At 64.9% G+C, this 24,683-nt stretch carries 21 protein-coding genes; 8 read left to right on the forward strand and 13 right to left on the reverse strand.

The features are described 5' to 3' along the window. Nucleotides 1–8: 8 nt before the first annotated feature. The 7 genes from FKZ61_RS06565 to FKZ61_RS06595 all read left to right on the forward strand — a co-directional run bounded on the left by FKZ61_RS06565 (nt 9) and on the right by FKZ61_RS06595 (nt 7,818). Entirely contained in the window at nt 9–1,178 is a 1,170-nt protein-coding gene (locus tag FKZ61_RS06565) for a mandelate racemase/muconate lactonizing enzyme family protein (RefSeq protein ID WP_211358446.1), read from the forward strand. 70 nt (nt 1,179–1,248) lie between these two features. Beyond that, complete coding sequence (locus FKZ61_RS06570) at nt 1,249–2,196, forward strand: ribose-phosphate diphosphokinase (protein WP_141609285.1); 948 nt, start codon at nt 1,249–1,251, stop codon at nt 2,194–2,196. Between the two features lie 15 nt (nt 2,197–2,211). Beyond that, nucleotides 2,212–3,357, forward strand: coding sequence for a mandelate racemase/muconate lactonizing enzyme family protein (locus FKZ61_RS06575; protein WP_141609286.1), 1,146 nt, complete (start codon nt 2,212–2,214; stop codon nt 3,355–3,357). Between the two features lie 37 nt (nt 3,358–3,394). Then, nucleotides 3,395–4,222 (forward strand): META domain-containing protein, encoded by an 828-nt coding sequence (locus FKZ61_RS06580; RefSeq protein ID WP_141609287.1) that lies wholly within the window; start codon nt 3,395–3,397, stop codon nt 4,220–4,222. A gap of 17 nt (nt 4,223–4,239) precedes the next feature. Continuing rightward, nucleotides 4,240–5,313, forward strand: a complete 1,074-nt coding sequence (locus tag FKZ61_RS06585; RefSeq protein ID WP_141609288.1) for a mannonate dehydratase — start codon at nt 4,240–4,242, stop codon at nt 5,311–5,313. 48 nt (nt 5,314–5,361) lie between these two features. Continuing rightward, a complete protein-coding gene (locus FKZ61_RS06590) occupies nt 5,362–6,162 on the forward strand; it encodes a ribonuclease activity regulator RraA (protein WP_141609289.1) in 801 nt (266 codons plus the stop codon). A gap of 36 nt (nt 6,163–6,198) precedes the next feature. Next, entirely contained in the window at nt 6,199–7,818 is a 1,620-nt protein-coding gene (locus tag FKZ61_RS06595; RefSeq protein ID WP_229964176.1) for a carboxypeptidase-like regulatory domain-containing protein, read from the forward strand. 11 nt (nt 7,819–7,829) lie between these two features. Here FKZ61_RS06595 and mazF read toward each other — a convergent pair whose 3' ends face one another. The 13 genes from mazF to FKZ61_RS06660 all read right to left on the reverse strand — a co-directional run bounded on the left by mazF (nt 7,830) and on the right by FKZ61_RS06660 (nt 23,925). Continuing rightward, a complete protein-coding gene (mazF, locus tag FKZ61_RS06600; protein WP_141609290.1) occupies nt 7,830–8,177 on the reverse strand; it encodes an endoribonuclease MazF in 348 nt (115 codons plus the stop codon). Beyond that, entirely contained in the window at nt 8,171–8,413 is a 243-nt protein-coding gene (locus tag FKZ61_RS06605; protein WP_141609291.1) for an AbrB/MazE/SpoVT family DNA-binding domain-containing protein, read from the reverse strand. Before FKZ61_RS06605 ends, mazF begins: the two co-directional genes overlap by 7 nt. Before the next feature lie 110 nt (nt 8,414–8,523). Beyond that, nucleotides 8,524–9,276, reverse strand: a complete 753-nt coding sequence (locus tag FKZ61_RS06610) for a TatD family hydrolase (protein ID WP_141609292.1) — start codon at nt 9,274–9,276, stop codon at nt 8,524–8,526. A gap of 58 nt (nt 9,277–9,334) precedes the next feature. Beyond that, complete coding sequence (locus tag FKZ61_RS06615; RefSeq protein ID WP_141609293.1) at nt 9,335–10,144, reverse strand: SDR family NAD(P)-dependent oxidoreductase; 810 nt, start codon at nt 10,142–10,144, stop codon at nt 9,335–9,337. A gap of 274 nt (nt 10,145–10,418) precedes the next feature. Next, complete coding sequence (locus FKZ61_RS06620) at nt 10,419–12,794, reverse strand: ATP-dependent helicase (RefSeq protein WP_141609294.1); 2,376 nt, start codon at nt 12,792–12,794, stop codon at nt 10,419–10,421. Nucleotides 12,795–12,859: 65 nt separating this feature from the next. Beyond that, on the reverse strand, nt 12,860–13,189 hold the full coding sequence (locus tag FKZ61_RS06625; protein ID WP_141609295.1) for a hypothetical protein: 330 nt from the start codon (nt 13,187–13,189) through the stop codon (nt 12,860–12,862). Nucleotides 13,190–13,331: 142 nt separating this feature from the next. After that, nucleotides 13,332–14,387: an ABC transporter ATP-binding protein gene (locus FKZ61_RS06630; protein WP_141609296.1), complete on the reverse strand. Its 1,056-nt coding sequence runs from the start codon at nt 14,385–14,387 to the stop codon at nt 13,332–13,334. Between the two features lie 2 nt (nt 14,388–14,389). Beyond that, nucleotides 14,390–15,454, reverse strand: a complete 1,065-nt coding sequence (locus FKZ61_RS06635; protein WP_211358448.1) for an ABC transporter ATP-binding protein — start codon at nt 15,452–15,454, stop codon at nt 14,390–14,392. Nucleotides 15,455–15,474: 20 nt separating this feature from the next. Beyond that, complete coding sequence (locus tag FKZ61_RS06640) at nt 15,475–16,650, reverse strand: ABC transporter permease (protein WP_141609298.1); 1,176 nt, start codon at nt 16,648–16,650, stop codon at nt 15,475–15,477. Nucleotides 16,651–16,665: 15 nt separating this feature from the next. Then, nucleotides 16,666–17,649 (reverse strand): ABC transporter permease, encoded by a 984-nt coding sequence (locus FKZ61_RS06645; RefSeq protein ID WP_141609299.1) that lies wholly within the window; start codon nt 17,647–17,649, stop codon nt 16,666–16,668. A 65-nt stretch (nt 17,650–17,714) separates the two neighbouring features. Further along, nucleotides 17,715–19,823 (reverse strand): ABC transporter substrate-binding protein, encoded by a 2,109-nt coding sequence (locus tag FKZ61_RS06650; protein ID WP_141609300.1) that lies wholly within the window; start codon nt 19,821–19,823, stop codon nt 17,715–17,717. 328 nt (nt 19,824–20,151) lie between these two features. Beyond that, nucleotides 20,152–22,233: an ABC transporter substrate-binding protein gene (locus tag FKZ61_RS06655; protein ID WP_141609301.1), complete on the reverse strand. Its 2,082-nt coding sequence runs from the start codon at nt 22,231–22,233 to the stop codon at nt 20,152–20,154. 903 nt (nt 22,234–23,136) lie between these two features. Next, entirely contained in the window at nt 23,137–23,925 is a 789-nt protein-coding gene (locus FKZ61_RS06660) for an HpcH/HpaI aldolase family protein (RefSeq protein ID WP_141609302.1), read from the reverse strand. Nucleotides 23,926–24,360: 435 nt separating this feature from the next. On the opposite strand from FKZ61_RS06660, the gene FKZ61_RS24420 reads away from it, so the two are divergent. After that, a complete protein-coding gene (locus FKZ61_RS24420; RefSeq protein ID WP_407659867.1) occupies nt 24,361–24,675 on the forward strand; it encodes a thioesterase family protein in 315 nt (104 codons plus the stop codon). Nucleotides 24,676–24,683 lie beyond the last annotated feature (8 nt).

The raw sequence follows: 24,683 nt of genomic DNA on the forward strand, positions 1-24,683 counted from the left end.
GGTGAAGTGTGAAAATTACCGAGATCAAAACCTATCTGATGCACGCCAACGTGCCGAACAGCAGCGGCTGGAAGGCCCGCAACTGGCTCTTCGTCAAGGTTTTCACCGATGAGGGCATTTATGGCGTAGGCGAGGCCAGCGGCTGGCCCCGGGTGGTGGAAACGGCCATCCAGGATCTGGCCACCATCCTGGTGGGCGAAAACCCCTTCGAGATCGAGAAGATCTGGCAGAAGATGTACCTGGCCATGATGGGCCACGGCATGACTGGCATCGTGGGCAGCGGCGCCATGACCGGCATCGAGATGGCCCTCTGGGACATCAAGGGCAAGGCCCTGGGCGTCCCGGTGGCCGAGCTGTTGGGCGGCAAGATCCGGGACCGGGTGCGCCTCTACGCCCACGCCCATTCGGCGGAGCGAGCTCAGGAGCTGGTGGAGCGGGGCTTCACCGCGCTGAAGACCGGCGGTGTCACCGATCCGTTGAGCAAGGTGGACGCCATCCGCCGGGCTGTCGGCCCGGAGATCGACCTGATGGTGGACATCCACGGCCCGCCCTGGCTGACCACCAAAGACGCCATCCGCATGGGCCAGGCGCTGGAGGCCTACGACCTCCTGTTTTACGAAGATCCGGTGGCGCCTGAGGATGTGGAGGCCCTGGCCCGGGTGGCGGCCCACGTCAATCTGCCCATCGCTGCCGGGGAACGTCACGCGGGCATGTGGGGCGTGCGGGAGCTCATCGAGCGGGAGATCATTGATGTGGTCCAGCCGGACACCGGCCGGGCCGGCGGGCTCCTGCAGATGAAAAAGATCGCCGCGCTGGCCGAAGCCCATTACGTGACCTTCGCCCCCCACGACGGTTCCCTGGGCCCGGTGGCCGAGATCGCAGCGGTGCACCTCTGCGCCACCCTGCCCAACTTCCTCATCCTGGAGCATCTGGAGGACGACGTGCCCCAGCGCTACGAGGTCATGCAGCCCCAGCCCACCATCGTGGATGGCTTCATGCTGGTGCCAGAGGGGCCAGGGCTGGGGGTCGACATTGTGGAAGAGGTGGTCGCCCGCTACCCATCCCACGGCAATGTCTCGCCGCCCAACCTGGACGAATACACCTACGTGCGGGCCCGGGAACGGCGGGCGGCCTGGCTGCGGCCCAAAGGGCGGGGCACCACCGGCGATTTTGTCTGATCCGGACCAGCCCTGGCGTCTTCCGTGAGCCCGACGGTTGCAGAATTTCAGCGGAGGAATTTCATCCCTTATGTCTGCCGATGAGATTGTGGTGGTGGGGGGCAGTGGCAGCCCCAAGTTGACCGCCAACATCTGCCGCTACTTGGGCATTGAGCCGGCCCGGCGGGACGTCTTCCACTTTTCCGAGGGGACCACCTTTGTCAAGGTAGGCGAAAATGTGCGGGGCCGACGGGTCTACCTGGTGCAGTCCACTGCCTGGCCGGCCAACGACCATTTCATGGAACTGCTCTTCTGGATCGACGCCCTGAAGCGGGCCAGCGCGGCGGAGATCACCGTGATCATCCCCTATTTCAGCTACGGCAAGGGCGACAAAAAGGACGAGCCCCGGGTCTCCATCCGCGCCCGGGTCTGCGCCGACGCCATCGAGGCCGCCGGCGCCAGCCGGGTGGTGACGCTGGACCTGCACGCGCCCCAGATTCAGGGCTTCTTCCGCCTCCCGGTGGATGATCTGGACGGACTGCCGGTGTTGGCGGAGGCCGTGCGCTGCAAGGGGTTGGAAAACCTGGTGGTGGTCTCGCCGGACATGGGCTTTGTCAAGCAGGCCCGCAAATATGCCGATTTCCTGGGGACCGGCCTGGCCATCGGCGACAAGGAACGGCGGGGCCATGACGAACAGGCCACCGTCCTGCGCATCATCGGCGACGTGGAAGGCAAGACCGCCCTCATCGTCGACGATGTGGTCATCTCCGGCGGGACGTTGGTGGAGGCGGCCCGGCAACTGGTGGCTGCCGGCGCGACGGCCGTCTACGCGGCCGTGACCCATGGCGTCTTTAGCAAGGACGCCATGCAGCAGATCATGGCCAGCCCCATCCAGCGGCTCTTCGTGACCGATTCCATCGAAACCCAACCAGTGGCCTTCTGCGACAAGATCGAGGTGGTCTCGGTGGCGCCACTCCTGGCCGAGGCCATCCGACGGATCCACTACCGGGAGAGCATCAGCGTGCTCTTCCCCCTCTGAAAGGAGCAACCACCTGTGAAGATCACCCACCTGGAGACCCTTTGCCTCTCCCGCCTCCACGAGCCCGAGCGCCAGTGGATCACCGCCCGCTATCGAACCATCAAGGCGGACTGCGCCATCGTGGTCATCCACACCGACGAAGGCCTGACCGGCATCGGCGAGGCCAGCGCCTATGGCTGGCCCCTGTTGATTCAGGAGTGGGTGGACTGGCTGGCGCCATCCCTGGTGGGTCGGGATCCCCGAGATCCGGCCATCGTGCCCCATCCCAACGGCCTGAGCCGCCCGTACGACGCCGCCGTGGGGGGCATCGACTGCGCCCTGTGGGACCTGCGGGGCCAGATTGAAGGGAAACGGGTGAGCGAGCTGCTGGCCGACCAGCCCCTGGAGCGGGTGCGCCTGTACGCATCCAGCGGCTGCCGCTACGACTGGCGCCACAACCCGGAACAGCTCATTGAGGAGGCCCTGGGCTACATCGACCAGGGCTTCACTGCCATGAAATTTCGCATCGGCACCGAATGGCGCTGGGACGGGGTGACGGTGGACCGCTTCCTGGGGCTGGTGCGGGAGCTGGCCCAGGCGGTGAATGGGCGCATGGAGCTGATGCTGGACGGCAACTGTCGTCTGACCGAGGAACAGGCCCTGCCCATTGCCCAAGAGCTGGATCGCCTGGGGTTTACCTGGTTTGAGGAGCCCATCCCCCGGGAGGAGATCGACGGCTACGCCCGCCTCTGTGCCGCGGTGGACATGCCCATCACCGGCGGCGAAACTTTCACCACCCTGGAGCAGTTCCGCCCCTACCTGGAGCGGCGGGCCTATGACATCGTCCAGCCGGACGCCGGCCTCTGTGGCCTCACCGAGTGCATGCGCATTGCCGAGGCAGCCCAGCGCTATGGCGTGGAGCTCTGCCCCCACAGCTGGCACAACGGCCTGATGGCCATGGCCCATGCCCACCTGCTGGCCGCGCTCCCCAACCCGCGTATGCTGGAGCTCTGCATGATCCAGGGGCCGCTCCAGTGGGCCATCCTGGCCGAGCCACCCCGCCTGGAGCAGGGGCACCTCTGGCTGCCCGAGCGGCCCGGCCTGGGTGTGGAGCTGGCTGAAAACCTGACGCAACGCTTTCCCTATATCGAAGGACATTACGCCATCACGGTCGAACGATGATGCCGGTTGTGGAATTCTGTGCAAAGGAGGGAATGCCATGAAGTGGTTGCGGATGTTCTTGCTCGGGGGGCTGGTGAGCCTGTGGGGACTGGGTGGCTGTGTCGTGGACGCGGTGACCTTGCAGACGTCCAAGGAGGTGACCCTGTACGTGGGGCCGGAGTGGGTTGCCTGCCCTGATAACCCGGACGCCCAATGTCTCCAGGTCCGGGAGGATCCCGCAGAGGCATGGCGCGTCCTCCAGAGCCCTATTGAGGGCTTCGACTATGTGCCCGGCCAGCAGTATCAGCTGGATGTGGTGAAAGAGGCGGTGGTGACCCTCCGGGTGTCCGACCAGGGGACCGTCCAGTTCCCGCCAGATCAAACCGACGTCCATTATCGCCTGCTGGCCATCGCCGGCCAGGAAAAGGTGGAGCCGCCGGCGGTCACCACCGCGGGAACCGCGACCGCTGAAGGTGGCGATGCAGAGGCGCCGGGTGCGGAGACAGCCGGTCGCTCAGGTGAGTTGGCCGAAGGCCGCTGGACGCTGCGGCGCTATGGCCCGCCGGGCAGCGAACGGCCGGTGCTGGCGTACGCGGCGATCCACCTGGAGTTCCTGCCCCAGGGGGACGATCCCGCGCTGGGGCGGATCCGGGGGCGGACGGGCTGCAATCTCTTCGGAGGTGTCTACAGCCTGGCCGGCGAGCGCCCTGAATTGATGGTGCAAAAATTGACCCGCCAGGCCTGCCCGGGGGAGGCGGCCCGGGAGCAGGAGCAGCGTTTTCTGGCCGCCCTGGAGGATGCCACGGCCCTGGAGGTGGCGCCGGGCCAGCTTCGCATCCTGTACGATGGGGGGCGGCAGGTTTTGACCTTTGTACCCATGCCATAAGCGCCAGGAAGGAACCCATGAAGCTTGGACTTGGCCTGTATCGTCACATGTTGACCGATGAGAACTTTCGTTTTGCCCGCCAGGCGGGCGCAACCCACATCGTGGCCCACCTGACCGACTACTTCCGCAGCGAAGAGAGCCTCAGCACCGGCAGCGGCGGCGAGAGTTGGGGCTTGGCGGGCGACCCGGATCGACTCTGGACGTATGAAGAGTTCCGGGATCTGCGCCAGGCGGTGAACCGGGCCGGCCTGGAGTTGGCGGCCATCGAGAATTTCGACCCGGCCCACTGGTATGACGTCTTGCTGGACGGGCCCCGCAAGCGGGAGCAGCTGGAGAACCTCAAGCGCATGATCCGGGATATGGGGCGGGCTGGCATCCCGTGCATGGGCTACAATTTCAGCATCGCCGGCGTCTGGGGGCGGGTGAGCGGCCCGTGGGCCCGAGGCGAGGCCGAGAGCGTGGCCTTCCTGGGCCCGGATGGCCCGCCGGAGACGCCCATCCCCAAGGGCATGGTCTGGAACATGGTCTACGACCGGAACGCACCGCCGGGGACTCTGGAGCCCATCACCCACGAGCAGCTCTGGGCGCGGGTGACCGAGTTCCTGCAGGAGCTGGTGCCCGTGGCCGAGGAAGCAGGTGTGCGCCTGGCTGCCCATCCCGACGACCCGCCCATGCCCACCCTGCGGGGCACGCCCCGTCTGGTCTACCAGCCCCACTACTATCAGAAGCTGCTGGACATCGTCCCCAGCCGGGCCAACGGCCTGGAATTCTGCATCGGCTCCCTGGCGGAGATGACCGAGGGGGACATCTACGACGTGGTGGATCACTACAGCAAGCAGGGCGCCATCTGCTACGTGCACTTCCGCAACGTCAGGGGCAAAGTGCCCCGCTACTACGAAGTCTTCGTGGACGAAGGCGACGTGGACATGGTGCGGGTGGTGCGCATCCTGCACAGGAACGGCTTCGACGGCGTGCTCATCCCCGACCATACGCCCCAGATGACCTGCGCCGCGCCCTGGCACGCGGGCATGGCCTACGCCCTGGGCTACATGCGCGCGGTGATCGCCATGGTGGAGCGGGAAGCGGTGTGATCCAACCCACGTTTCTCAACCAACTCATACAAAGGAGCAACCATACCCATGCCCAGACCCAGTGAAAAATTCGACATCATCCTCCCCCGTCCCGACAACGTCCAGCTTCCCATCAGCGGCCCGCCCTTCCAGCGGCCCGATCCGGAGCTCATCCGCCAGCTCTACGAGGTGAGCAGCGCCACCGCCAGCGCCATCCTCCACCGCATGGGGATCCGCCAGAACTACATCCAGGGGCCCGTCCCCCGCATGCCCGGCGCCAAGGTGGTGGGGCCGGCCGTGACCCTCCAGTTCATGCCCCAGCGGGAGGACATTGCCTCCGGCGCCGGCCAGGAGCAGACGGAGAAGGTGAGCGCCCTCTGGTCGGTCTTCGACACGGTGGAGCCGGGCGACGTGCTGGTGATCCAGGCCTGGGGCGATATGTACACCGGCTGCATGGGCGACATGCTGACCACCTACTTCAAGGGCCGGGGCGGCGCCGGCGTGGTGGTGGACGGCTGCGTGCGGGATTGGCCCAAGATCCAGACCCTGGGCGTGCCCATGTGGACCCGGGGCGTCACCCCCCACTACGCCTCCCAGAGCACCCTCTTCCCCTGGGCCTACAACGTGCCCATCGCCTGCAGCCGGGTGCTGGTCCTACCCGGCGACATCATCATCGCCGATGACGACGGCGCGGTGCTGGTGCCGGCCAAGATGGCTCCCATGGTGCTGGAACACACCAAAGCCCACGAGGAATGGGAAGTCTTCAGCCGCATGAAGCTCCTGGAGGGCGGCGCGCTGCGCAAATATTACCCCCTCAGCGAGGAAGGCTGGGCGGAGTATGAGGAGTGGCGCAAGGCTAAGGGTGATTGACATAAGTAATTGGCAGTGGGAAATTGAAAATTGAAAATGGTTCAAGGGGGCATCATGCTGGTGGGCACGGTCAGCGATGAACGGTATGTGGCAATTCCCGACGTATCGGTGGAGTTGGAGCAGAACGGCGTCAGCGTCGCCCGGGTGCGCTCCTCTGCCCGGGGCGGCATCTACGCGGAGGTCCCGCCCGGCCGCTACCGGGTCACCCTGGCCCGGGACGGCTACGGCGCCAAGAGCGTGGAGGTGGATGTGGCGGAGGGGCATCCCCACGCCTTTCGCCTGCTCTCCGATGGCCTGCTGGGCTATATGTGGCCCAAGTGGGTGCGCTCCGGCGAGCGGTCCGAATTCCGGGTGCACTCGGTGAAGCCCTACCATCTGAGCCTGTGGCGATACGGCCTGGAGAAGGAGCTGGTGCGGCCCATCGGCTGGTTCGACGAGCATGGGCCCCGGGCTACCATGCAGATCACGCCCGACGGCGACTATACCCAGACGGGCGTCCAGTGGAACCGCCAGGGCTACGGCAGCCCCCACCACACCCAGTTCGTGGCCGGGCCAGAACGGTCGGGCCTCTACTACCTCCACGCGGAAACCGAGGACGGCGACTTCTTCTCCTTCCCGTGGATCGTGGCGCCGGCCCGGCCCAGGGCACCCATTGCGGTGCTGGCTTCCACCAACACCTGGAACGCCTACAACAATTTTGGCGGCCGCAGCAACTACATCAATGCCACCGGCCTGCCGCCCCAGCCCACAGTCAACGCCCGGCTGGATCTGGTGCGCTATCAACAGGCCGGCACCTACAACGAGTGGCAGTTCGAGGACGAGCGCTACCAGCCCCTCTCCTTCGAGCGCCCGGAACCCTTCAACCACGTCCCCCGGGAGACCCGCGCCACCGACCCCATCCGGGGCCGCCAGGAGTGTCATCTGGCGCCGGCCGAGTGGCGGCTGTTGGCCTGGCTGGAGCGGGAAGGCTTCGCCTACGACCTCTACTCCGAGTACCAGCTCCACGTGGGCGACCTGGATTTGGACGCCTACCAGATCGTCATCCTCAGCGTCCACCCGGAGTACTGGTCCCGCGCCATGTACCAGCGGCTCAAAGATTGGGTGTACAACCGGGGCGGCAGGCTCATGTACCTGGGCGGCAATGGCCTCAATTGCGAGATCGAGATTCTGGACGACCGCACCATGAAGTTCAACACCCAGGTGCCCGAGGCCACCGGGCCGGACGGCCGGGCCCGGTACGAAAGTCGTTTCCACCGCCGGGTGGAGTCGGAGGCCAACCTGCTGGGCGTGGTCTTCACCGAAGCGGGCATCATGACCGCCGCGCCGTACCAGGTGGTCAACGGGGACCACTGGATCTTCGCCGGCACCGGCCTGCAGAACGGCGATACCTTCGGCGAAGCCAGCCTCCACGAGCGCATCCCCGGCGGCGCGTCCGGCCACGAGACGGACAAGATGAGCCCCTCCTCGCCGGCCAACACCGTCCTCCTGGCCAAGGGGCTCAACCCAGAGGATGGCGGCGCCCACATGGTCTACTACGAGACCCAGAGCGGCGGAGCCGTCTTCTCGGTGGGCTCCATCACCTACCCGGCCTGTCTGTTGGTGGATACCCAGGTCTCCCGCATCACGGCCAACGTCATCACCCGCTTCCTGACGTAGGATCCACGCCGTCAGCCAACTGCGAGCAGCGCCTGGATTTTCAAGAGGACTTCCGCCAGCGTTTCTGAAGGGAGGGTGCCAATGTATTCGGCCTGCCTGGCTCGCCAGTCCAGGCTGCGGAGCTGATCGGCCAGGATCACGCCGGCAATGGGGAGGTCACCCGGAAGGTCGACTTCGAAGGGATATCCTTTACGCTGGCGCGTAATGGGACAAAAGAGCGCCAGGCCGACCCGTTGGTTGTAGGCTTGCGGCGATAAAACGACGGCCGGGCGTCTCCCAGCCTGTTCATGTCCTGCCTGGGGCGTAAAGGATAACCAGACCACGTGGCCTCGCTCGGGAACGTAGGCAGACACTACCAGATCTCCGTTCCCTGGGGAGCCCCGAAATCGAACTCAGTGTGAATGTTTTCTTCGGTGACGCCGGCCAGCAGCTCCTCCAACGAAACAGGGGAGTCCTGTACAGGCGTGATGGTCAATTTGCCGTCCACCAGGGTGAGTTCAACCCACGTGTTCTCCTCGATATGAATTTCCTCTGCAAAGGCTTTGGGGAGGCGCACGGCCAAACTATTTCCCCATTTTTGGACCCGGGTTCTCATAAGCTTGCTCCTCCTGGGCAGTGTTCGATGTATCTACAAAAAAGATACTTCGCTTTGCCCGTTTTGTCAACACGTTCGGTCAGGAGGGCAGGACGACTTTACAGATTCCTCTACAGGTGGGCAGACAGGCCCAGCAGGCGCTGCGCATTTTGGGCTACGGCCTCCTGAAGGATCTCCTCCCGTTCGCCCCGCAGACGGGCCAGTTCGGCCAGCACGTCCACCAGGTGGTGGGGGTAGCCCGGCTCGCCGGTGAGCCACGCCAGCCCGGTGGGGCCATCGGTCTCTGTGAGGAGCTGGTCCAGGGGGATGCGGCGGGCCAGCTCCCGGATGGCATCGCTGTGGAGTACCTCGACGCCTACGGTGAAGGCGTAGCCCCGTTCCACCAGGGCCGTGAAAGGGTCCAGGGGGCCGGAGTACCAGTGGATGATGGCCCGGCGGATGCCGAAGTGGTCCAGCCGGGCCAGGATTTCCGCCTCCGCGCCCTTGGTATGGAGGTTGACGGGCCTGTCCAACTCCCGGGCTGCAGCCAGAAAAAAGTCGAAGACCTCCCGCTGCGCGGGGTAGGTGGCGGGCTCCTCCACCCAGTGGAAGTCCAGCCCGATTTCGCCGAAGAAGGGCGCTGCCGCCAGGTACGGCTCCAGCTCGGCCAGCCGCTCCACCCACGCCGCTGCGTGCCAGGGGTGCACCCCCAGGCCCACCACAATGCGCGGGTTGTCCCGGGCGATCTCCAGGTTGCGTCGATAACTGTCCAGGTGCAGGCTGTTGGCCAGGGTCAGAACGTCCAGCCGGTCGATTTCCGCCAGCACCTCGGGCAACTGCCCTGGCTCATAATGATCCAGATGGGTATGCGCATCCACCAACACAAACGCCCCTCCTGCCTACCGTCTACCGTCTACTGCCTACTGCCTACCTTCTACCCTCCTACCAATGCATCACAAACCCACCATCCACATTCACCGTCTGGCCGGTCACGTTGCGGGCGCGGGGCGAAGCCAGAAAGACGGCCATGTTGGCGATGTCCTCGGGCGTCTGCCAGCGGTTGAGGGGCACCATCCGTTGGAGCTTCTGACGCCCCCAGGTTTCGAAGTCGACCCGCTCTTCCGGCGGCAGATTTTTCATCTGGCCGGCCCAGACGCCCCGGTTCAGGGGCGTATCCACCATGCCCGGGTTCAAGGTGTTGACCCGCACGCCGTAGGGGGCCAGATCCTTGGCCGCGCACTGGGAGAAGTTGATGAGGCCCGCCTTGGCGGCGCTGTAGGGCGGGTCGGTCTGGGAGCCGATCTGGCCGGCCACGGAGCCGATGAAGAGGATGGTGCCCTGCCGTCGGGCGACGAAGGTTTCCACGAAGGCGAAGGTGGTGTTCACCGCGCCCAGCAGGTTAACCTCCAGCATGCGGGGCCAGTCCGAGGGCTGCTGGTTCCAGAAGGGGAGCCCGCCCCGGTGGCACGACATCCCCGCCGCGTAGACCAGATGATCCACGGGGCCCAGTTGTTCTTCCACCTGTCGGGCGGCCCGCTGCAGCGCAGGGAAGTCGGTGGCGTCGGCCACCAGCCCCAGGGTGGCGGTGTGATGTTGCCCGGCGATCTCTCGGGCGGTCGCCTCCACGGTGGGCGCGATGTCCAGCAGGGCGACCCGCGCCCCTTCCGCGGCAAAGGCTTCGGCAATGGCCCGGCCGATTCCGCTGGCGCCACCGACGACCACGGCCAGTTGGTCATGCAGTTCCAGGTCCATAGGGTCTTCCTCCCGTTTTGATTGGATCTACCGGCTCCCCTGCAAAAAGGGCATTTTTGAACGCAAAGGCGCAAAGAAGCGCAGGAGAGAGTCACCCGTATCAGCGTTCATCTGGGTGGGTCAGCGTCCTGATTTGACCTTTGTGCAGTAGAGCCATCGACTGATTTTGTAACTGTTCATCCCCCTACCCTCCTTCCCCCGCCGAGGGAAGGAGCGTGCTCTGTGTCTCTGGGGTGTTCTCCCAGTGAACTCCTCTGTGACTCCCCAAACAACATTACGCGCGGCGTTGCCAGGGCCACCGCCGCCGACGCGGGGCCGGTGGCCGCAGGGTGGCCAGCCATGCATCCAGGCCGGGCAGGGCCAGGGGCTTCACAGCAGCGGCGGGCCCGGCCAGCTCGCGCCAGAGGGCCACCTGTTCGGGCTTTATCGGCAGCGCGTCCAGAAGTCCCCGCTCCTGGACGGCGTCCAGAAAGCCCAGCACCGCGGCCGCGATGCGCTGTTTCGTCCCGGCGTCGGCCCGCCACCAGCGCTGGAAGTAGGAGCTCAGGTGCAGTTGGGGGGCGTTGACGGCCAGGGCCAGATAGTCGTCCAGACTCCACGCCTCCGGCGGTTGTTTCAGGGCCCGTTGTAGCACCTCCACCACCTCCACCACAGCAGGCGCCTGGGCCTCCATCAAAAACTGGGAGATGGGCTGGCCCTCCAGCCAGTGGAGGTAGAGGTGACGGCGGGCCCGGGTGACGGCCACGTAGAGCAGGCGCCGTTCTTCTTCCAGGTTGGGCGCCTGGTTCAAGGGGATGATCCCCTGGTTGCAGTGGGGCACGAAGACCACAGACCACTCCAGCCCTTTGGCCCTGAAGATGGTGGTGATGGTCAGCCCCTGGGACGAACCATGGCCGCGGCCGGCGCGGTCCCGCCGGGTGGAGAGCTGGGCCAGCCGGTCCAGATGCTGGAGGAATTGTTCCAGGGATCCTTGCCCCCGGGCATAGGCCAGGAGCGCGGCCACATTGGCGGCCCGGTCACCGCCAGAGCCAGCGTGGCCGCTGTGGTGTCGCAGGTAGTTCATGTAGCTCAGCCGGGCTTCCAGGCGCTGGAGCAAGGCCGCCGCCGGTGGCTGCTGCGCTTTGGGCAGGCTCAGGGCCTCCCGCAACTCGGCCAACAGCCCGGCCAGCTCTGTCAGAGGCTGCGCGACCCGGGGCGGGGCGCCGGCTGCCACAGCCTGGATCGCCTCCACCAGGCCCAGGGCCTGGGTCCGCGCCAGCTTCATCACCGCCTGTCCCATGGCCTGGGACAGGTAGCGCAGGGGACGGTTGTAGACGTGGAACCAGAGGCGTTCCATCTCTTCCAGCTCTTCCCGGGTCAGCCCATGTCCGGCCCGGCGGCGAGCGTCGTAGCGGGCCAGCCGACCGTAGTTGAGCAGGGTTTCCACCTCTGGGCGGCGGTAAAAGGGCGGATTGCCCCAGATGACGTAGGGAATCTGGGCGGCGATGAGGGCCTGTTCCAGGGCCGGCGTCTGGGCGTAGATTCGGACCAGGATGGCCATTTCCTCCAGGGGATAGCCCTGTTCCTGGGCGGCCTGGATCTGGTGAACCACGGCCTGGGCCATGGCCGCCTCGTCCGCATGGCCCAGCAGGGTTATCTGTCCGCCAAAACCCTGGGTCAGCTGCATCTGCTTGGGTTGGCGCTGGCGGTTGTGGAGGATGATCTGATTGGCCAGGGCCACATGGACGGCCCGGCTGCGGAAGTTTTCGGTCATGAAATAGACCGTGGCCCGATAGCGGCGCTGGAACTCCCGGAAGTGCTGGGGGCTGGCTCCCCGCCACTCGTAGATGGTCTGGTCGTCGTCGCCGATGGCCATGTAGTTGCGGTGGGGCGCGGTGAGGAGGTCCAGCATTTCAGCCTGGGCCAGGTTGAGGTCCTGGAATTCGTCCACCAGCACACACTGGAAGCGCCGTTGCAGCTCTTCCAGGATGTCCGGCCAGCGGACCAGCACCTCCCAGCCGGTGGCCAGGAGGTCGTCAAAGGTGAGCACGCCCTGGGCCAGGCGCATCTCTTCGTAGAGGGCGTAGAGGTCCCGGTACCAGGGCAGGCCGGAGGGCGCCGGGGCCTGGCGCGCCACACGGCGGGCCTGCCGGGGCAGGTCGAGCCGCCGCAGGTCCGGGTAGGCCAGGTTGCCCTTGCACGCGCCCACGTAGTTGAGGAAGTCCTCCTGGTCCAGCGCGATCAGTTCGGCCGCGTAGGGGACCTTGCGTCGTCGGGCTTCGGCCAGGGCGGCGTAGAGGATCTGGAGGCGGGCGCCATCCACCGGCCGCCGGAACACGTTCTCCTGCAGGTAGGGCAGCCGTTGCCGCTGGTGAGCCAAGCGGATGATGAACCGCCCCAGGGCGTGCAGGGTGCAGACCTGGACGTCGGCGCAGGAGGGCCACCGGTTCAGGGCAGCCCGGATCTTCTGGTTGGCGTCCCGGTTGAAGGAAGTGGCCAGGATCTGCTCCGCTGGGAAGATGCCCTCCTCCACCAGGCGGGCGATGCGGTGTACCAGGGCTGTGGTCTTGCCCGCGCCGGCCACGGCAAAGACCAGGGCCGGCCCGCCGTCGTGCGCGACGATGGCCTGCTGCTGTTCGGTCAACGGCATGGAGGACAGGAACTTGGGCATCGGCAGGCCCTCTCAGGCGAATATCGGCCGGGAGAATCGCCCGCGCAGGGGGAGTGGCCGGGTCGTCATCTTCCTGGCGCCAGAAGGGCCAGCAGCCCACTGGCCAGGAGGATGGCCACCTGGAGGATGGTGACCCGGGCGAAGCGGGGCCACAGCCGCCGCTGCTCCACGCCCCGGCGGTAGTAGTGCTCCAGGAAGAGGACCAGGATCAGGCCGGCCACGCTGAGCAGGAGGATGGCGGCCCGGTCCACAAAGGCCAGCCGCCAGTAGTCGTCGCTGAAGAGACCGGCCACCCCCATCACCAGGGTGCGCCCGGCGATCAGGGTGGCCAGGGTCAGGGCGAAGGAAACGACCCACAACAGGTAGGCCATGGGTTGGTTCTGGGGGAGTTTCACAGCTGACCACCTTCGGCGGGCTGGCGACCCGACCTGCGTACCTGTTGCACCCGAACCGGGGCCCGCGGCCCTGTCACGCAAGGATGCGTGACCTGCGCCATCATGCGTATCACTTCGCGAGACATTCGCGAGACAATCGGCCTTAGAGGGCGCCGGACAGCTTCAGCTCGCCGGCGAAGTGACAACTGGCGAAGTGGCCCGGCTTGACCTCCCGCAGGGCCGGTTCTTCCCGGGAGCAGATGGGCTCGGCGTAGGGGCAGCGGGGATGGAAGTAGCAGCCGCTGGGCGGGTTGGCCGGGTTGGGCACATCCCCTTCCAGCACGATGCGCTGCCGCTTGCGCCGGGGATCCGGCTTGGGGATGGCCGAGAGCAGGGCTTCCGTGTATGGGTGGAGCGGGTTGCTGAAGAGCTCCTCCGTCTCGGCCATTTCCGCAATTTTGCCCACGTACATGACCGCCACCTTGTCGCAGATGTGCTTGATGACGCTCATGTTGTGGGCAATGAAGAGGTAGGTCAGGTTGAACTGCTCCTGCAGGTCTTCGATCAGGTTGAGCACCTGGGCCTGGACCGAGACGTCCAGGGCGGAGACCGGTTCGTCCAGGACGATGAACTCGGGGTTCAGGGCCAGGGCCCGGGCCAGGCCGATGCGCTGGCGCTGGCCGCCGCTGAAGGCGTGGGGGTAGCGGTTCATGTATTCGGGGCTGAGGCCCACAGAGCGCAGCAACTGGGCCACCCGCTGTTCCAGCTCCCGGCCCCGGGCCACCCGGTTGATGATCAGGGGTTCGCCCACGATGTGTTTCAGGGTCAGCCGGGGGTTCAGGGACGAATAGGGGTCCTGGAACATGATCTGCATTTCCCGGCGGATGGTGCGCATCTCCTCCGGCCCCAGCTGTTCCACGTGGATGGGGCCCTGGGTTCGGTGGTGGAAGATGATCTCGCCGTCGGTGATGTCCAGCAGGCGCATGATGCAGCGGCCGGTGGTGCTCTTCCCACAGCCGCTCTCCCCCACCAGGCCGAAGGTTTCGCCCCGGTTGATGGTGAAGCTGACGCCGTCCACCGCCTTGACATAGCCCACGGTCCGGCGCAGGAAGCCCCGTTTGATGGGGAAGTACATCTTCAGGTTTTTCACCTCCAGCAGGGGGCCGCGCCCGTGTTCCTGCCGGGTTTGGGTCTGTTCCAGCGTGCTTGCATTGGCCATAACTATCGTTCCTCCGTCGCGGGCGTGGGCTCCAGGGTGGCCGGGTCATAGCCGCCGTACAGCAGGCAGCGTACCTCCTGCCGATCCAGGCGAATGGGCGGCGGCTCGATGCGATTGCAGATGCCGGGCATGAACTCGGGGCAGCGGGGGTGGAAGGGGCAGCCCGCCGGCACCACCGACGGATCCGGCACGCTCCCCCGGATCACGGCCAGGCGGGTATGGCTCTGCTCTTCGATGCGGGGGATGGATCGCAGCAGCGCCTGGGTGTAGGGGTGCTTGGGGTCATAGAACGCGGAGTCCACGTCGGTCTTCTCCACCACCTTGCCCAGATACATGACCGCCACGTCGTCGCACATCTCGGCGACCACGCCCAGGTCGTGGGTGATGAAGATGATGCTCATGCCGGTCTCTTCCTGCAGCTCCGCCATCAGCTCCAGGATCTGGGCCTGGGTGGTGACGTCCAGGGCGGTGGTGGGCTCATCGGCGATGAGGAGGGCCGGGTTACAGCTCAGGGCGATGGCGATCATCACCCGCTGGCGCATGCCGCCGCTGAGCTGGTGGGGATAGCTGTCGAAGATGCGGTGGGGCTCCGGGAGCTGGACCCGGGCCAGCGCCTCGATGCCCCGTTCCCGGGCCTCCTTCTTGGAGACCTTCTGGTGCAGGGTGATGGCCTCCAGCAGGTGGTTGCCCACGGTGTAGAGGGGATCCAGGGAGGTCATGGGCTCCTGGAAGATCATGGCGATCTCATTGCCCCGGATGTCCCGCATCTGGCGGCTGCGGGGGTGCAGGTCGGTGATCTTGACCTCCTCCACCTGGCCATCCAGGCCCTCACTGCGGCGGTAGTAGGTGATTTCGCCACTCACGATGCGGCCGGGCCGGGGCACCATGTTGAGGATGCACTGGGCGGTGACGCTCTTGCCACAGCCACTTTCCCCCACGATGCCCAGCACCTTCCCCCGCTCCACGGTGAAGTCCACGCCATCCAGGGCGCGGATGGTGCCGCTTTCGGTCTGGAAATGCACGTGAAGCTGGCTCACGCGTAGGATGATGTCCGAAGTGGTAGGCATATTTCCTGTGCTCATTGGATTTAGATCGCAAAGGGATCGGCGGCATCCCGGAAGCCGTCGCCCACGAAGTTGAAGCAGAGGACGGCGACGATCACAAAGGCGCCCGGGATCATCAGCCACGGGTTCTTCACCACCACGCTCACCGTTTGGGCATCCTGGAGGAGGGTTCCCCAGCTCACCATGGGCGGCTGGATGCCCAGGCCCAGGAAGCTCAGGGCCGTCTCGGCCAGGATCATGCCGGGGATGGCCAGGGTGGCCACCACGATGATGTGGCTGAGGGCGTTGGGCAACATGTGGACCAGGATGATGCGGGTGTGGGAGGCGCCGGCGGCCCGGGCTGCGTTGGTGTAGTCCATCTCCCGGTAGGCCAGCACCTTGGCCCGCACCTGGCGAGCCAGCCCGGTCCAGCCGATGAAGGAGAGGATGATGGAGATGAAGAAGAAGCGGGTGACCGTGGACATGTCGTGGGGCAGCGCGGCAGCCAGCGCGGCCCACAGGGCAATGTCCGGGAAGGACATGAGCAGCTCGATGATGCGCTGCATCACCGTGTCCACGATGCCGCCGAAGTAGCCTGACACGGTGCCCAGGATGGACCCGAAGATGATGGTGAGGGTCACGCCGATGAGCCCCACGCTCAGGGAAACCCGGCCGCCGAAGAGGATGCGGGAGAAGACATCCCGGCCCAGCCGGTCGGTGCCCAGGAGGAAGATGGTGCCCGGCTCATCCACACCGTAGAGGTGGATGTCGGTCTCGAAGAGGCCCAGCAGCTTGTAGGGCTTCCCGTGGACAAAAAAGCGGATTGGGTAGATCTGGCTGGGATCATCTTTATGAACCCAGACCAGGTCGTGGGTGTCCAGCTCCGTCGTGGTGCCGTAGACGAAGGGGCGCAGGTGGAAGTTGCCCTCTTCGTCGAAAAAGCGGAGCCGCTGGGGCGCGCGCAGCACATAATCCTCGTTCACCTTCAGGTGATCGTAGGGGGCGAAAAAGTCGGCGAAGATCACCAGGATGTAGAGGAGGATCAGCAGGATGCTCCCGGCCACGGCCAGGCGGTTGCGCAGAAAGCGCCGCCACATGAGCCGCCAGACCGAAAGCTGGCCGATATCGGCAGCCACATCCTCGGCCGCTTCCAGGGTAGGGGAAGGCGGCAATGTCTCCTCTTCGTAGGGCGTAGAAACCCGTGCCACTTGTTCAGCCATGTTTTTTTCCCTCAACTACTCGTACCGAATGCGCGGGTCGATGATGGCCAGCAGGATATCGGCCAGGAAGTTGCCCAGCACCAGCATGATGGAAAGGAACATCAGGAAGGTGCCGGCCAGGTACATGTCCTGCTGGCGCAGGGCATTGAAGTAGAGCGGGCCGGTGGTGGGCAGGCTGAGGACGATGGAGACCACCAGGGAGCCGGAGATGATGGAGGGCAGGCTCATGCCCAGGAGCATGATGAGGGGGTGAATGGCGTTGCGCACCGCATGTTTCAGGATCACCTTGTATTCGGGGAGCCCCCGGGCCCGGGCCGCCTGGACGTACTGCATGTTCAGGATGTCCAGCAGGTTGCCCCGCATCATGCGCATCAGGCCCGCGGTGCCCGCGGTGCCGACCACCACCACCGGCACCCACAGGTGGCTGAGCATGTCCATCACCTTGGCCAGGCTCCAGGGCGCGTCCACATATTCCCTGGAGAAGAGCCCCCCTACCGACTGGCCGAAGAAGCGCTGGGCAATGACCATCAACGTCAGCGCCAGCATAAAGTTGGGGATGGAGAGCCCCGCCATGCCGATAATGGTGGCGATGTTATCCCCCAGTTTGTATTGGTTGGTGGCTGAATAGATGCCGATGGGAATGGCCACTGCCCACGTAAAAAGCAGGGTGGAGATGGAGATCAGGGCTGTAAAGCCCAGCCGTTCCCAGATCAGGTCTTTGACTTCTCGATTGTATTGGAAGGAACGGCCAAAATCTCCCCGAACAAAACCCGTGGCCCACTTCCAATATTGGACGTAGATGGGCTTGTCCAGGCCGTAGCGACGCTTGATGGCCTCCAGCTCTGCCTCGGCGGTGGAGGTGCCCTGGATCTGCCGCTGCATCTGATACACTTCCAGATAGCTCCCCGGCGGCAGGTTGATGATCACGAAGCCGAGGATGGAGATGAAGACCAGGGTGGTCAGCATGTAGAGAAATCGACGGATGAAATAACCGACCATCGTTCGTATCCCTTCGCTTCAAGGGTGGGCAGGGAGGAGCCCTCCCCGCCCACCGGTTCACAGGGTTACTGCCCGCTCTTGAAATAGAACTGCTCCGGATAGACCGCCCCGAAGTAGGACATGATCCACGGGCCGGTGAAGCCGCCGGTGCCCAACTGCTCCCGGGTGGGCACGTTGCCCACGAAGTCCAGGTAGGCCACGATGGTAGGGATGTTGCCCACGGTGCCGATGAAGAAGGGACCGTCCTCGATGTGGGTGCGGATGATGTCGAAGACCAGCTGCTCCCGCTTCTCGTCGTCCGGCTCGATGCGGGCCTGGTTGTAGGCTTCCCACAGCTTCCAGACGGGGTCATCCTGGGCCGGCTCTTCCCGGGGCGGGTTGCGCTCCAGGGGATCCTTGTCCAGCTCGGTGCCTTCCTTGTCGGTGCCGATCACCTTGTACCAGGCGCCGTAGAGGGGCGCCCAGCGGTCGTTGTCCACCGGGACGACCCAGTTGGGGAAGACCAGGAAGTTGGGACCGTCGCCCACACCCCAGCCGCCGCGCACGTCGATCTCGGAGTTGTCCTGCATGACGGCCAGCTGCTCATCGGGCACCGGGTTGATGCTCACCTGCAGGCCCACATCCTCCCAATTCTCCTTGATGATCTCCAGCACCAGGCTGTGCTCCCGGTTGGCGGCTGCCGTGGCGCTCAGGTCGATGCGCAAGACCAGCTCCTTGCCGTTGGGCAGATCCCGCCAGCCGTCGCCATCCTGGTCCACGGCCCCCGCGGCGTCCAGCAGCTCCCGGGCCTTGTCAGGGTCGTAGGTGACGGCCAGGTCTCGCCACTGGCGGTAGAGCTCCTGGCCCTCGGGGGTGCGGTTGAACTCGATGGCCTTGGGGCTCATGGTGCCGGTGGTCTGCTCACCCGTGCCAAAGTAGACCGTCTTCTGCACCTTCTCCCGGTCGATGGCGTGGGAGAGGGCCAGGCGGAAGTTGCGGTCGTGGTACAAGGCCCGCTTGTCCGGATCCTGGTGGGTCCAGTTCAGGTAGACCATGGAGCCGGTGCCGCCGCCGCCATCCCACAGATCCGTCTTCAGGCCCACGGTCTGCTCTGCATCCCGGAAGATGGAGAGTTCGCTCAGGGGCTGGTCACGGCAGGGCCGGCCACAGAACTCCTGCTCGCCGCCGGTGACCTTGAGCTTAGAGACCTCCAGGCTTTCGATGTAGGTCACGTCCACCCGGTCGATGTAGGGGAGCTGGTTGCCGGCGGTGTCCACCGCGTAGTAGTAGGGGTTGCGCTCCAGGATGAGCCGGCTGCCCGGTTCATACTGGACGGGCATCCAGGGGTTGAGCACCGGCGCCTCGGGGTTGACCCGCCAGTCCAGCTTCTCATCCATCACCTCGAAGGTGGTGTACTCGCTGTTGTACTTGGGGTGGAACTGGGAGACGTAGTGCTTGGGCACGAAGAGCTTCTCGTTGGCCGGGATGAGCCCGTTGGGCCACATGGCCAGGCGGTCGATGAAGAGGGGGGAGGGCGCGGCGAAGGTGAACTTCAGGGTGTAGTCGTCGATCTTGGTCACCTGGGCCATCTTGCCGCCGGAGATCAGATAATCGGGCGGTACATCCGGGTGGTCCGGGTTGAGGACCATGTCCTCCCACCAGAAGAGGAAGTCGTCCACGGTGAAGGGTTCGCCGTCGGACCACTTGGTGCCCTCCCGGAAGTAGAGGGTCCACTCGGTCTTGTCCTCATTGGAATCCCAGCCCTTGGCCAGGCCGGGGCGCTTGTCCAGGCCATCCCGCACCCAGTGGACCGGGGAGTAGGCGTACATGGCCATGACCAGGTGATTGCCGTTGGTGGAGGTGTCGAAGCGGTGCCAGGTGCCGCCGTACTGGCCGATTTCGCCGTAGGGCTCGATGACCAGGGGCTCGGCGGGGATGCGCTCGCTGAGGGGGGGGAGTTCGCCGGCCAGGACCTTTTCGTGGAGCATGGGGGCTTCGTGGACGGCTTCGCCCTCGGCGGGGGCGGTGGCCTGGGCCTGTTCAGCCGGCGCGGCCTCTTGGGCGGTGCCGGCCTGTTGGGCCGGGGCGGCCTCTTCTGCAGGTGGGGCTTCGGCGCCGCCGCCACAGGCGGCCAACACCAGCGTCAGGATCAGGGCGATAACCAGGAGCCTTGCGGCTCGACCACTCTCCGTCATGTAAACTTCCTCCTTTGCTCTGGTTGGTGAAAGGGAGATGGGGGCTGCATCATCTGGGCCGGCATCTGGGGATGCCGACCCCGCGTTGAAGCCGTGAACGATTGGGGGCGTTTGCGGTTTTGCGATGGTTGTCCATTGGCGGAGGGCGCATCCTTAGATGCAGTGCTGTCTCAAACACGGTCGGCATGCAGGTGTAGATAAGGGATGGAGATGGCCAGCTCTCTGCCGGCCATCTCCAAATGCCTCGCTTCGGTTGGTCCTGCGAGCCCACCAGGGAAGGGGCAGGCCGGTCCCGGTGGGGGCTCAGCCTGCCCGCTTACCCGGCCTGTTACTGGTTCTTGAAGTAGAACTGCTCGGGGAAGACCGCGCCGAAGTAGACCATGATCCACGGATTGGTGAAGCCGCCCGTGCCCAACTGCTCCCGGGTGGGGACATTGCCCACGAAGTCCAGGTAGGCCACGATGGTAGGGATGTTGGAGACGGTGCCGATGAAGAAGGGACCTTCTTCAATGTGGGTGCGGATGATGTCGAAGACCAGCTGCTCCCGCTTCTCGTCGTCCGGCTCCACCCGAGCCTGGTCGTACAGGTTCCAGAGGCGGACCACCGGATCATCCGGATCGGGCTCTTCCCGGGGCGGGTTGCGCTCCAGGGGATCCTTGTCCAGCTCGGTGCCTTCCTTGTCGGTGCCCAGGGTGCTGTACCAGGCGCCGTAGAGGGGCGCCCAGCGGTCGTTGCCGATGGGCACGACCCAGTTGGGGAAGACCAGGAAGTTGGGGCCGTCGCCCACTTCCCAGGCGCCGCGGATGTCGATCTCGGAGTTGTCCTGCATGACGCTCAATTGCTCACCGGGCACCGGGTTGATGCTGGTCTTGAGGCCCACGGCCTCCCAGTTCTCCTTGATGATCTGATCCACCAGCACATGCTCATCGGAAGCGGTGGCGCTGATGTCGATGCGCAGGTTCAGGGGCTTGCCGCTGGGCAGATCCCGCCAGCCGTCGCCATCCTGATCCACCACGCCGGCCTCATCCAGGAGGGCCATGGCCTTCTCCGGGTTGTATTCCACGGCCAGGTCTCGCCACTGGCGGTAGAGCTCCTGGCCCTCGGGGGTGCGGTTGAACTCGATGGCCTTGGGGCTCATGGTGCCGGTGGTCTGCTCACCCGTGCCAAAGTAGACCACCTTCTGGATCTGGGGCCGGTCGATGGCATGGGAGAGGGCCAGGCGGAAGTTGCGGTTGCGGTAGACTTCCCGCTTCTCCGGGTCCTGGTGGGTCCAGTTGGGGTAGACCAGGGAACCGGTGCCGGAGCCACCGTCCCAGAGGACGGTCTTCAGGCCCACGGTCTGCTCTGCATCCCGGAAGACGGAGAGCTCGCTCAGAGGCTGATACTTGCACGGCCGGCCGCAGAACTCCTGCTCGCCGCCGATGACCTTGAGCTTGGAGACCTCCAGATCCTCCACGTAGGTCACATCCACCCGGTCGATGTAGGGGAGCTGGTTGCCGGCGGTGTCCACCGCGTAGTAGTAGGGGTTGCGCTCCAGGATGAGCCGGCTGCCCGGTTCATACTGGACGGGCATCCAGGGGTTGAGCACCGGCGTCTCGGGGTTGACCCGCCAGTCCAGCTTCTCATCCATCACCTCGAAGGTGGTGTACTCGCTGTTGTACTTGGGGTGGAACTGGGAGACGTAGTGCTTGGGCACGAAGAGCTTCTCGCTGGCCGGCACCATGCCGTTGGGCCACATGGCCAGGCGGTCGATGAAGAGGGGGGAGGGCGCGGCGAAGGTGAACTTCAGGGTGTAGTCGTCCACCTTCGAGATCTGGGCTACCTTGCCGCCGGAGATCAAGTAGTCTGGAGGGCTGTCCGGGTGGTCCGGGTTGAGGACCATGTCCTCCCACCAGAAGAGGAAGTCGTCCACGGTGAAGGGTTCGCCGTCGGACCACTTGGTGCCCTCCCGGAAGTAGAGGGTCCACTCGGTCTTGTCCTCGTTGAAGTCCCAACCCTTGGCCAGGCCGGGGCGCTTGTCCAGGCCATCCCGCAGCCAGTGGACCGGGGAGTAGCCATACATGGCCATGGTCAGGTGGTCGCCATTGGTGGAGGTGTCGAAGCGGTGCCAGGTGCCGCCGTACTGGCCGATTTCGCCGAAGGGTTCAATGACCAGGGGCTCGGCGGGGATGCGCTCGCTGAGGGGGGGGAGTTCGCCGGCCAGGACCTTTTCGTGGAGCATGGGGGCTTCGTGGACGGCTTCGCCCTCGGCAGGGGCGGTGGCCTGGGCCTGTTCAGCCGGCGCGGCTTCCTGCGCGGCGGGTGGCGCCTCGGCCGCGGGCTGTTCTGCAGCGCCACCGGCGCAGGCGGCCAACACCAGCACCAGGGCTGAGCAGATGGCCAGCAGGAGGTATCTTCTCCAGTGGTTCATGAATACTTCACTCCTTTCCTCTTCTTCTTTTGGTCATCCAATGGATTGAGGGTTCATCAGGCAGAAAAACGGCTCTCGCTACGATCCAGGGCCGCGGAGGAGGTCGATAGGTCAAACAGCCACGGCCAACGGGCAACTTGGGGACTCCCAGGCACGGGGTCAGGGTCAAGCTCCTGGTGGTCGCCTGGCTTCTGGGCCTGGCCCAGGAAGCGGGTGCGCAGACGTGTTCTCAGGAAAATTCACAACCTGGACCTCTGACGGCTATCCGTAGTGGGAATCGTGATGTTCGACTGGCGGCCCGGATGGGCTCGGCGCTGATGATCGATGTGCCCGCGGAGGATGTTCACCAGGGCAGCGGTGAACGTGTAATCAGATTGCTTCCGGCTCCAGATGTCACCTGGATGTGGGGGAACCCATCTGCAGTATAGCATAGGGCCATCCAGTTGCCAAAACGGGTTTTGGCGCCGGGGGCGTGCCTCCGTTGGGGGTTCCTGGAATGGACGACGCCTTTGGGCGCCTGCCTGGCCAGGGTAACCGCTGTCGGTTTGTGACGCTTTAAGGGCAGGTAAACGGTCTGTAAACCTTCCCGGACGGTAGATGGTAGATGGTAGATGGTAGACGGTAGATGGTAGTCAGTAGGCGGTAGGCGGTGGCCGTGTCGCCAGATCCAGGCGGGATTGTCGTGTTTCCACTTCTCGGCTGGCGCCATCGGGCGGGTTCAAAACCCGCCCCTACAGGCATGGGTGCCCCGTCGTAGGCGCAGCTCACAGCTGCGCAGCCGTTGCCGTTCCTTCACCCGCCAGGATCTGGCGCCATCGGGCGGTTTCTAACCGCACCTGCGGCCAGGGCCGCCATCCGCGCGGATGGGGCGACCCGGCCGGTCGCCCCATCGGTTTGGAAATTTCAGGCGCTTTCCACCATGCGGCGCAGGGTCTGGCCGTTTTCTTTCCACCACTGGTAAAGAATGAAGAGGTCGGTGTTCATGCAGAAGTGGCGCACCCCCATTTCCAGGTAGTATTCGGCCTGGGCCGGTGTAGCAATTTCGGCCCGGGGGGGGATGCCTCGCTTGATGGCCGTTTCGAATACGTAGCGCTCGATTTCCCGGATTTCGTCGGACTGGCGTTGGCCGGCCTTGCCCACGCTCATGCTGTAGTCGGAGCCGCCCCACTGGATCATGTCCAGCCCGGGCAGGGCCAGGATCTCCTCCAGTTGCTCCACGGCGCCCTTCTTTTCAATCATCAGCACCACCACCACATCCCGCAGGGCCTGGACATAATCGGGGCTGCCGCCGTAGCCCATGTAGGTGTGGCGGCGGGTGCCCACGCCGAAGCTGCCGCCATCTTCGGGCGTATCCGGCCGCACCGAGAGGATGCACTCGCGCGCCTCTTCCACGTTGTGGCAATCGGCGAAGAGGACGCTGCCGAAGCCGGAGCCGACGGCCCGCTGGGCCAGGAAGCGGTGGGGCTCGTAGTCCACCTTGATCATCATGCCCAGGTCGTAGAGTTCGGCAGCGCGGCACATGTTGTCCAGGTCATAGAGGTCGAAGGGGACGTATTCGGCCACAAATTCCACGTAGTCGAACATTCCCGTGTGGCCGATGGCTTCGATGACGGAGGGCCAGGTGCTGTGGATGTGGGTGGCGATGGTGGGCTGGTTGTTATTCAGAAGTTCACGAAGTTTGTTTTTGCGCATGGCAGTTGTCCCTTCGGGATTGCTGTTCAGCGGTTGATGGAGATGAGGTATAATGGGGCCAGAACCGCCTCGGAAAAATCTGGGGTTCATTGTATGTGTGCTATTCTTGCCGCGCAAATTCCACACAGGGTAAGGTCTGTCTCAGATACGGGGCAATTTCCCGGCAGTGGTCACACGTCGCTCGTTGGCTGGCAGCTGCCAAGGTTCGGCCACACGGCGCGTCAGCCGTGTTGATTTTCGCTACGCGAGGAGTTCCTATTCATAGATATCGTTCTATACCCTGGGCTGGATGGCTAAGCCGAGCTCGAGGTTAATGCGACCAATACGGCCATTGCGTTGAGCAGCGGCGTCGTACCGGTTTTGAGCACGCCAGCGCTGGTCGCTCTGGTGGAACAGGCGTGGCAGTCAACGCGTTGACGTCCCAACTGGCGCCAGATGTCACGTTGGTTGGCGTCCACGTGTAGATTAGGTAAGCATGTGGCTGCCACGCCAGTGAGTCTGACGGTGCGGGCCCAGGCGACCCTCACCCAGGTGGAAGGTCGGATGTTGACCTTTCAAGTCATGGCGCATGGCGATGTCGAGCAGGTCGCCCAGGGAAATCACCGTCGTGTCCAGGTCCAGACCACCCGACTCGTGCAGAAAGCCATAACGAAACAGACGACATCGTCGCATCGAACGCGCTCTGGCCGCTGGCAAATCGCCGGGTATCTTTATCGGGCGGAAGCGGACGGAGTTTTGGGGTATTCCTGATACGAGTA

This window comes from Litorilinea aerophila, assembly GCF_006569185.2.
Lineage (GTDB): Bacteria > Chloroflexota > Anaerolineae > Caldilineales > Caldilineaceae > Litorilinea > Litorilinea aerophila.

Excerpts from the sequence above, each read along its gene's own strand:
- FKZ61_RS06570 (WP_141609285.1), top strand. The coding sequence starts at position 1,249 with ATGTCTGCCGATGAGATTGTGGTGGTGGGGGGCAGTGGCAGCCCCAAG.
- FKZ61_RS06580 (WP_141609287.1), top strand. The coding sequence starts at position 3,395 with ATGAAGTGGTTGCGGATGTTCTTGCTCGGGGGGCTGGTGAGCCTGTGG.
- FKZ61_RS06585 (WP_141609288.1), top strand. The coding sequence starts at position 4,240 with ATGAAGCTTGGACTTGGCCTGTATCGTCACATGTTGACCGATGAGAAC.
- FKZ61_RS06590 (WP_141609289.1), top strand. The coding sequence starts at position 5,362 with ATGCCCAGACCCAGTGAAAAATTCGACATCATCCTCCCCCGTCCCGAC.
- FKZ61_RS06595 (WP_229964176.1), top strand. The coding sequence starts at position 6,199 with ATGGTTCAAGGGGGCATCATGCTGGTGGGCACGGTCAGCGATGAACGG.
- FKZ61_RS06605 (WP_141609291.1), bottom strand. The coding sequence starts at position 8,413 with ATGAGAACCCGGGTCCAAAAATGGGGAAATAGTTTGGCCGTGCGCCTC.
- FKZ61_RS06615 (WP_141609293.1), bottom strand. The coding sequence starts at position 10,144 with ATGGACCTGGAACTGCATGACCAACTGGCCGTGGTCGTCGGTGGCGCC.
- FKZ61_RS06620 (WP_141609294.1), bottom strand. The coding sequence starts at position 12,794 with ATGCCCAAGTTCCTGTCCTCCATGCCGTTGACCGAACAGCAGCAGGCC.
- FKZ61_RS06630 (WP_141609296.1), bottom strand. The coding sequence starts at position 14,387 with ATGGCCAATGCAAGCACGCTGGAACAGACCCAAACCCGGCAGGAACAC.
- FKZ61_RS06635 (WP_211358448.1), bottom strand. The coding sequence starts at position 15,454 with ATGCCTACCACTTCGGACATCATCCTACGCGTGAGCCAGCTTCACGTG.
- FKZ61_RS06640 (WP_141609298.1), bottom strand. The coding sequence starts at position 16,650 with ATGGCTGAACAAGTGGCACGGGTTTCTACGCCCTACGAAGAGGAGACA.
- FKZ61_RS06645 (WP_141609299.1), bottom strand. The coding sequence starts at position 17,649 with ATGGTCGGTTATTTCATCCGTCGATTTCTCTACATGCTGACCACCCTG.
- FKZ61_RS06650 (WP_141609300.1), bottom strand. The coding sequence starts at position 19,823 with ATGACGGAGAGTGGTCGAGCCGCAAGGCTCCTGGTTATCGCCCTGATC.
- FKZ61_RS06655 (WP_141609301.1), bottom strand. The coding sequence starts at position 22,233 with ATGAACCACTGGAGAAGATACCTCCTGCTGGCCATCTGCTCAGCCCTG.
- FKZ61_RS06660 (WP_141609302.1), bottom strand. The coding sequence starts at position 23,925 with ATGCGCAAAAACAAACTTCGTGAACTTCTGAATAACAACCAGCCCACC.
- FKZ61_RS24420 (WP_407659867.1), top strand. The coding sequence starts at position 24,361 with ATGTCACGTTGGTTGGCGTCCACGTGTAGATTAGGTAAGCATGTGGCT.